Below are 420 nucleotides of genomic sequence, written 5' to 3'. Positions count from 1 at the left end.
CTGGACAACCTGCACCTCTCCTACGTGACCTGGGACGAGGCGGCCATCGCCATCTGCAAGCGCATCATCGAAGCCTGACCCAAGCAACTACCCGGCGGCTCAACACAGCCGCCTTACCCCAAAAAGGAGAAGCCCTAATGGAAACCATCCACCAACCACACACCGAAGAAAAAGCCCTTGCTCTGACGCGCCTGATGTCGGAACCGCTCCCCAAGCGCGAGGCGATTACCAAGCTGCATGGGTTGCTGATAGATGAGCGTCTTGCCCGCTACCTGGGCAAACTTGAGGAAGACGAAGACGCCCGGTTATTGATTCGGTTTCATCTCCTCGGCCTGCTATCAGACGCTAGCCGCCTTATCGCCCCCTGGGAGGACATCGCCTTAAAGCTGTGTTGGCGGCTGATTGATCGCCCCTCCTGAA

1 protein-coding gene is annotated in these 420 nt (G+C 58.1%); it reads left to right on the top strand.

Features of this window, described 5'->3' with window-relative positions:
• Window positions 1-419: hypothetical protein (locus ONV78_RS31890; RefSeq protein WP_279508632.1), on the top strand; the 419-nt coding region annotated here is incomplete at its 5' end.
• Window position 420 lies beyond the last annotated feature (1 nt).

The organism is Hahella sp. CR1, assembly GCF_029813005.1.
In the GTDB taxonomy this organism is placed as follows: Bacteria; Pseudomonadota; Gammaproteobacteria; order Pseudomonadales; family Oleiphilaceae; genus Hahella.
Note: the sequence above shows the minus strand (reverse complement) of the source record. Positions and strands in the feature narration are given on the sequence as shown.